A 439-nucleotide genomic window follows, 5' to 3' on the forward strand; every position below is an offset into this window, starting at 1 on the left:
ACCTTTACTACATCCCATATTGTTAAAGAACAGCCGATCCTTCGATCGCTTGGCAATGCCAAATGCAAACGCTCAAGCCTTAAGCGCTTGCATTTGACCACCAATTCCAGGTATCCGTACTCACTCGTCAGAGATCGTGGTGGAGGATGACGGGATCGAACCGACGACCCCCTGCTTGCAAAGCAGGTGCTCTCCCAGCTGAGCTAATCCCCCTTCGGATAACTTGGTGGGTCTGGTAGGACTTGAACCTACGACCCCCGCCTTATCAAGACGGTGCTCTAACCACCTGAGCTACAGACCCTTGGCTGTAACAGCAAACAAACCGATAAGTGTGAACGCTAGGCTTGAGACACAAGCCTCTGGAAAGGAGGTGATCCAGCCGCACCTTCCGATACGGCTACCTTGTTACGACTTCACCCCAGTCATGAACCCTGCCGTG

Annotated in this window: 2 tRNA genes and 1 rRNA gene; all 3 read right to left on the reverse strand. The window is 52.8% G+C overall.

Annotation, left to right across the window (positions count from 1 at the left end):
- Positions 1–137 precede the first annotated feature (137 nt).
- Positions 138–213, reverse strand: a tRNA-Ala gene (locus tag J8I82_RS37965).
- 11 nt (positions 214–224) lie between these two features.
- Positions 225–301 (reverse strand) — tRNA-Ile (locus tag J8I82_RS37970).
- Positions 302–363: 62 nt separating this feature from the next.
- A 16S ribosomal RNA gene (locus J8I82_RS37975) occupies positions 364–439 on the reverse strand; the annotation flags it as partial.

Source organism: Cupriavidus consociatus, from assembly GCF_017814975.1.
GTDB lineage: Bacteria > Pseudomonadota > Gammaproteobacteria > Burkholderiales > Burkholderiaceae > Cupriavidus > Cupriavidus consociatus.